The following is a 6,047-nucleotide window of genomic DNA, read 5'->3' as shown; positions in this document are numbered from 1 at the left end:
CTGCAATGAAGTAGATCTAATGGCAGCATAGTCATAGCTCTCTACGCTATATCTACAATGGCTTGACAAAACACACTTTTTTTGTTAATTACGGCTTGAAAAGTGAATTCGTCGTCCGTACAGGTGGGATTTTTTGGCCCTGTTCATCGATAAGGTAGAGGGCAAAATAATCTATACCATCAGTTTTCACTTGTTCCCAAGGCATGGTAGTACCATTGATTAATATGGTGTTTCCCTCATCGTCAAATTCATACTCATCTTTTTCATCCTCATAATCAATGCTATAGCCAAACTCGGCTAAAATTCTAAATCTTGCTTGGCTGTAAAACTCTAACTGTCGATGCTCAACCATCATCGGCTCGTACTCATCGCAAAACATATTATTGTAGCCATGGCATGCGCCATCAAAAATTACAAAAAGCTCTCCAGTTTGAGGATCTTTGGCTACAACTAAGGCAGGATTATCAAGGGTTGATACAATGTAAAGTGCATCTTCGCCTAGAACTTTGGTAAGTTCGCCAAAAAACTTAAGCTCTAAATGTTCACTGCCGCTTGATGAGCATAGGGAAACCACAACTGGATTGTCTTTGTGCACTACATCTTTGATATGGGCTTTTAGCCAGGAAGGGCACTTAAAGTTTTCCATACTTTTTTCTCCTAAAAGGTCTTACCTGTTTAAGATTATCAGGGCATGGCTTGATCCTTGATATGATTCATAGAACAATGTCGATAAGCCATCTAAAGTAAGGTTTTTTGCTTACTTATCCCATTTTAGCAACGATTGAATGTTTTTTGCCGAGTATTTATATGATCACTAACAAAGGGTAGCTCTTAAGACGCTATTGCGTTTTTATGATAGGCATTAGCCCTCTGTTGTGTAATCAGCAGTATTATCATAGATAGCTTTGTGTATTACTTTTGAGACTAAAGCAAATGTTGCCATGCTGCCTAGCGATGGCTTGGTAGTAATTTACTCTCGGCAAAAGCACTATAGTTTAGGCAAGGTTAAGCTACTCTTTGATATGAGCTTGGTAATTGTGGCTGTTGTAGTATCGCTATGGCAATCAAACTTTAGTGAAATTACAGAAGTGCGTGAGGGCTCAATTATAGGCTCCTTACTGGTAGGCCCTATAGTGCAATTTTTACTACCTGATTTTGCTTTTTTTACTAAAATCTCTAAGGTTAAATCATAAGAACAGTGCCGCTTATTCTTAGTCTTACTACAAAAGAAAAGCCCTTAGACATCAATGCATCTAAGGGCTATGTTTGTGGCTAAACTAAAGCATTGGTTTAAGCCATTATTTAATGCCTAAGCTTGCTACTACTGAATCAGACAAGCGCTTGAGCGCAGCTACATCTTGTTTTAGTGTTTCTACCAAGAGGCTATGATCCTTTACTCGAGTAAAGGTACCCATTGGTAAATGCTCATAAGTCTTTAAGTAGTATTTGGCATTAACTGGATAATACTGACGCTCAATTAAAGAGGTCACAGTTAGAAGGTCTTGGAGCTTATTGTTAGTAGCAATACTCTGCTCATCCTTATCTAAGGCATGTTTGCATAAGTAGGCATACTCAGACATTTGGAAGGAAGCCATAACTCCACTAAAGCCATGAGCGCCAGCTACTAAAGAATCTAGTAAGGTGGTGGTATTGGCATTATAAATCTTAAGATTAGTGCCTTTTACTGCATCAATACGCTCTACTATGGTCTTTAAATCGCAGCAGGTATCTTTTAAGAAATAGAAGCGACCAGTATTAGCACACCATGTTAAATTCTCAATTGAGATTAAGCGCTTATAAGGATAAGGGCACTCATACATACCTAAAGGCAAGTCCTCAGGTAAAGCATCCATAACCTTTTGACAATTAGCACGCCATACTTCATCGCTCTCATCTTCTTTAGCAAAGCGATTAGTAATAAAAATTAAAGCTGCTGGCTTAGTTTTAGCAATTTCTTGTAATTCAGCAATTTGATCTTCAATACTATCAGCAATATGACCAGAAACAATTACTGGAACGCAAGAGCCTTGTGGCAAAACTGATAAAGAGCTAGCTTTGGTTTGAGCTGCAACTTCCATAACAGTTTTGGCAATTTTTACTCTTTCCTCAAGCGATAGAAAGAACATTTCAGAGGACTGACAATTAGCAAACAAACCAGAGCAGCCATTGTCAATATACCACTTAGTAAGGGCCTTAAGCGCCTCATAATCAACCTGATTATCATCGGTAAAAGGAGTTAGCATGACAGGCCATGCACCACCTGGAAAAGCTAATGCACTCATTGTTATCCTCACGTAATTTCAAAATCACAATTACCAAAAACATTACCAGTAATTTGCTTAACTTTGTTTTACTTTAGTGTGCTCAATCTAATATTGCTTGTAAATATTTAATCATTTGTTGAACAAAATTAACTTTTTATCTTTTTTTCAGCAAAAAATTAGAATTTTGTATGAAATTTAATAACTACGTTCTTTAATACAGAACAAACATCACAACTAATAGTCCATTAATCCCAGTCTTTAGCCACTACTTTCATCCTAATGCTTGCTAGTTTTCTTGTTTGTAAACTAATGCCCTTTGCAAGGTGAGCTCCAAAGACAATTATCCTTACGATGACTGGCTAAGAGAGCTATAGCAATTGCTATTGCTCTTTTTTGCGGTGATGGCACTCTCTCCAATCATTGGCTTAAATGGTGGCAGGGGGCTGGGCTTTTCACGATTATTTAGCTTAAGAGTACTATTTGGGCTACTCTTGAGTTGGTTTGGGGTGGCTTTGTTTACGAAATGCTATTGGGGAGATACCCATGTGCTTCTTAAAGATGCGAGTGAAATAGCATGGATCTTGGAAGCCGCAGGCATAGGCAATTTGGTAAACACTTTGGTTGCTATTAGCCAGACGCTTGGCTGCTTCATTAATTCTCAAATTATTAATGTAGTCAAAAGGACGCTTACCAGTCAGTTCTTTAAAAAAGCGACACAGGTAATTAGGTTGTAAATCGGCAACTTTAGCCAAATCATCTAAAGTTAGGCTAGAGCAATAGTTATCGTAAATGAAGCGCATTAAATTAACGCTTTTGTTTAATGAACTTTTTAAAGCTACATTGAACTTGTCCTCATAAGAGGTATATCTTTGGTTGAGTTGGATCATGCCTAAACAAGAAAGTAATTGTCCTAAAACCACTAACTCCAAAGAATTTCTTTTAGCGTAAGAACTATAAGCATGGCTGTGATCTTCAAGCTCGTTTATGCGTCTAATGCTATTAAAGAGCAAGGTCAACTGCTCACAAACTAGAGAGTCTTCGCTAATATTAGGGTCAAATACACTATTAACTCTAATATGGCATGCGGTAATTAAATTAATAAAATCATTAAGCTGGCCCAAGATCTTGCCTAAGCTTTGCAAGTCGAAAAACAAGCTTTCACAACTATAGGAGCAGGTCTTTTCTTTAGTATCTACTTGCTTTACTTCTAACTGATGTAATTGCTCGGCTCCAATCCAGGCATACTGCCCCTCTTGCAAGGTATAGTGATGGTCATTAATGGTTAGGGTAAAAGTACCACTAACTACTCTGATAAGCTCATATTCCAAGTGATATACGAGCACTTGACGCTGTTTAGCATTAGTACTTTTGTATTTAGTTTGATTGGTTAAATTTCCTGATAGAGCACCATTGCTATCCTCGTATTGATGTTTTCTATAAGCAAAAGTACCACTGTTAGTTTTGTCAATTAAGTCTAACTGGGACTTAATATTACTAATATCCATTCACTAATACCGTATAAGAACGTAGACTTACTTAAGCCTTCAAAACAACTACAAACATTAGATTATGTTCTTTATTACAGAACATGATTCATTATTTCATTCCAATAATATAGAGCCTTTGGCAGCAAATTTATCCGACCCACTTCAAAGTTTAATCATTTCAATATAGATTAAGTTATAATTGTTCTGTATTTAAGAACATTATTCTAGAAATAGCGAACAGGCAGGTAATACATCTAAGCTTGATTAATGCTAGTACTAAACTCTTATCTGTATCATAAATTGGCTAAAAAGGCTTAATATCAAGCTTTTGCTAACAGCTGGTTAGACTTAATTTTCTTTAATGCCATACAGAGTTCTTTATCAGAGAAAATATGATATGGTTCACAATTGCTTAGATTTTTAATAAAAAAGATAATATATTGCAGTCTTTTTTTAAGAAAATACAATTTATCACTAGCAAAGCACACCAAAATTAACACAAGTTCTTAAGTGGCTTTGCTTGCGCAGCTATTCATTTTTATGGAGCTCTTGCTTATGTTGCAAAAATCCTTAATCAAAGCTATGCAATTAATTGATGTCATGGCAGGCGAGCAAAATGACTATGGAGTTACTGAAATTGCCTCCAAATTGCAGATTAACAAGAGCAATGCCCACGATATTTTGTCTACTTTTGAGCATTTAGGCTATGTAAGGCGCGATCCTGATAGTAGACGCTATAGTTTAGATTACAAATTTCTTACTATTGCGCAAAAAATTGCCAATCGGCTTTCATTCCAAGAAGTAGCACGTAAACAAGTTGCTTTAATCTCTAATGAGGTACAAGAGATCTGCTACTTTGGTGTTCCTTATGGAGACAAAATTCTCTACTTAGAAGGTGGTTTTCCTAGTGAAAACTTTAGTACTAAACCAGTACTTGGTATGACCGCACCTTTATATTGTACAGGACTGGGCAAGGCTGTTTTAGCCCACTTACCAAAAGAAGAACAAGATGCTATTTGCAATGGCCCATTAAAACAAATTACTGAAAACACCATTACTACTGCCAAAGATTTATTAGATGAGCTAGAGCGTATTAAACTACGTGGCTATAGCATTGACAATATGGAACATGAGTTTGGTATTAAGTGTGTAGCTGTAGCTGTTTTTGATAAAAATGGCAAAGTGCGGGGCGGATTAAGTATTACTGGCCCCTCACTAAGATTTCCTAATAAGCGTATTGAGGAGTTAGCGCTCTTATTAAAGTCAGCAGCTGATACCATCTCAGGATCTTTTTAAGCTCAACTATAGGCTAAGAGTTTTGCAATGAATACCAAAGTAAAGATCACAGAGTCTTATTTTGCTTTTGATGAAGAGCAAGCTAGCAAGCTCTTTGCTATGTGCCACGCCTCGAATTTCATTGAAATTAGTAAGGATAATCTGCTCGTAGCTTTCTTTGCAGGCCCTTATGAAGGTCATAGCGATACTGCCATTTATTTAAGCTACCTTAAGCAGGGCAAAAATTATAAGCTGTGTCCTTTAAGTGACGTAGTGATAAAGGATGCCCAAGCTACCCCTACTCAAAGACACAATGCGCAGTGGAACCCTGTATTCTTTAGAGTTGATGAGCAACATATTATTTTGATTTTTAAAGAGGGCAATCAAATTAGTACTTGGCAAAGCATGATTTGCCACTCTTACGATAATGGTCAAACTTTTAGTCCTGCAAAGGAGTTAGTTCCTGGCGATATAGGCGGACGTGGCCCTGTTAGAAATAAGCCTTTAGTTACTAAATCAGGCAAGGTTTTAAGTCCAGCTTCTTTAGAAGATGGCCCATGGCGCTGCTTTGTCGATATCAGTGATGCAAACTTTACCAATTTACAAAAGTCTCAAGAGGTAAAGGTAGATCTTAGTGATCCTTTACTTGCTGACCGACTAACAGCAGCACAAGCTGAGGCTAATAGCTCACTTATTCCCTTATCAGCTCAATCTTTTACAGGGCAAGGCATTATCCAGCCAACTTTATTTGAGGATAATTTAGGAGTGCATATGCTAATGCGCTCTTCTTTAGGATACATATTCAAAGCAGATAGTGGCGATGAGGGCTTAACTTGGAGTAAACCTTATGCCCTTGAACTGCCCAACAATAATAGCGGCATTGATTTAGAACACCTATAGTAAACGACAAAAATAATTAGGTATTAAAACATTTGAAAGAACATAAACTTTTGAACTTATCATTTGGAGCTTTGTACTTATCAAAGTAACCAAATAACTTATTCTCAAGAGAGGCTAAAGA

At 37.0% G+C, this 6,047-nt stretch carries 6 protein-coding genes; 3 read left to right on the top strand and 3 right to left on the bottom strand.

Annotation, left to right across the window (positions count from 1 at the left end; genetic code table 11):
• Positions 1-88 precede the first annotated feature (88 nt).
• Complete coding sequence (locus MXE38_RS11795; protein ID WP_246915301.1) at positions 89-646, bottom strand: hypothetical protein; 558 nt, start codon at positions 644-646, stop codon at positions 89-91.
• 295 nt (positions 647-941) lie between these two features.
• Between MXE38_RS11795 and MXE38_RS11790 the strand changes: the two genes are divergently transcribed.
• Positions 942-1,193: a hypothetical protein gene (locus MXE38_RS11790; protein ID WP_246915297.1), complete on the top strand. Its 252-nt coding sequence runs from the start codon at positions 942-944 to the stop codon at positions 1,191-1,193.
• Between the two features lie 105 nt (positions 1,194-1,298).
• Here the strand turns inward: MXE38_RS11790 and MXE38_RS11785 are convergent, their stop codons facing one another.
• Together MXE38_RS11785 and MXE38_RS11780 are read right to left on the bottom strand one after the other, a co-directional pair.
• Positions 1,299-2,282: a dihydrodipicolinate synthase family protein gene (locus MXE38_RS11785; RefSeq protein ID WP_246915294.1), complete on the bottom strand. Its 984-nt coding sequence runs from the start codon at positions 2,280-2,282 to the stop codon at positions 1,299-1,301.
• A 467-nt stretch (positions 2,283-2,749) separates the two neighbouring features.
• A complete protein-coding gene (locus tag MXE38_RS11780; RefSeq protein WP_246915291.1) occupies positions 2,750-3,769 on the bottom strand; it encodes a helix-turn-helix domain-containing protein in 1,020 nt (339 codons plus the stop codon).
• A 537-nt stretch (positions 3,770-4,306) separates the two neighbouring features.
• Between MXE38_RS11780 and MXE38_RS11775 the strand changes: the two genes are divergently transcribed.
• Complete coding sequence (locus MXE38_RS11775; RefSeq protein WP_246915288.1) at positions 4,307-5,047, top strand: IclR family transcriptional regulator; 741 nt, start codon at positions 4,307-4,309, stop codon at positions 5,045-5,047.
• 27 nt (positions 5,048-5,074) lie between these two features.
• A complete protein-coding gene (locus MXE38_RS11770) occupies positions 5,075-5,926 on the top strand; it encodes an exo-alpha-sialidase (protein ID WP_246915285.1) in 852 nt (283 codons plus the stop codon).
• Positions 5,927-6,047: the final 121 nt, after the last annotated feature.

It is taken from the genome of Anaerobiospirillum sp. NML120448 (assembly GCF_023050945.1).
Classification (GTDB): Bacteria; Pseudomonadota; Gammaproteobacteria; order Enterobacterales; family Succinivibrionaceae; genus Anaerobiospirillum.
This window is presented reverse-complemented; position numbering and strand designations above follow the sequence as displayed.

Coding starts and splice junctions, on each gene's coding strand:
- MXE38_RS11785 (WP_246915294.1), bottom strand. CDS start 2,282: ATGAGTGCATTAGCTTTTCCAGGTGGTGCATGGCCTGTCATGCTAACT.
- MXE38_RS11770 (WP_246915285.1), top strand. CDS start 5,075: ATGAATACCAAAGTAAAGATCACAGAGTCTTATTTTGCTTTTGATGAA.
- MXE38_RS11775 (WP_246915288.1), top strand. CDS start 4,307: ATGTTGCAAAAATCCTTAATCAAAGCTATGCAATTAATTGATGTCATG.
- MXE38_RS11795 (WP_246915301.1), bottom strand. CDS start 646: ATGGAAAACTTTAAGTGCCCTTCCTGGCTAAAAGCCCATATCAAAGAT.
- MXE38_RS11780 (WP_246915291.1), bottom strand. CDS start 3,769: ATGGATATTAGTAATATTAAGTCCCAGTTAGACTTAATTGACAAAACT.
- MXE38_RS11790 (WP_246915297.1), top strand. CDS start 942: ATGCTGCCTAGCGATGGCTTGGTAGTAATTTACTCTCGGCAAAAGCAC.